The organism is Aliivibrio sp. 1S128 (genome assembly GCF_001691065.1).
GTDB lineage: Bacteria > Pseudomonadota > Gammaproteobacteria > Enterobacterales > Vibrionaceae > Aliivibrio.
The window spans coordinates 1-428 of the sequence record NZ_MAJV01000016.1; the positions used below are offsets into that span (position 1 = coordinate 1).

1 pseudogene is annotated in these 428 nt (G+C 33.4%); it reads left to right on the plus strand.

The annotated features are described in order from the left end of the window. A pseudogene (locus tag A6E03_RS20365) lies at nt 1–270 on the plus strand (hypothetical protein); the annotation flags it as partial. Nucleotides 271–428: the final 158 nt, after the last annotated feature.

Here is a 428-nt window from a genome sequence, read left to right on the forward strand (position 1 = left end):
GGGATGACAAATTTCCAGTCTACGATACAAGAGCATGAAATTTTTTTTTCTGATAGGCCAATTTTATTTAATCTAGTTAACGATACTATGCTCAGAGTAGACAGTTATACGGCTCCTGATTATTGTTGTCGTCGAGACTTTTACGTACCTTCTTTAGATCAAAAGAAACAAATTATAACAGCGATTCAAAATAGCCAAAAAAATATAGAGTACGTAGAGTTAGCTAAGTTAAATGATATGTTTAAGCATCCTATTTTCATTCAAGATTAGAATGAAGCAATCGAAATTAATCTGCCTATTAAATTTAGATGGCACAATCAAAGATAGTATTACGGCCTTCATTAGTCTGCCTTTTAACTGGCGAGCATCAGAGCATGATAAATTAGGTTATTTTGCTTCAGGAAATAGCCAGGGTGAACTTGTTGTAT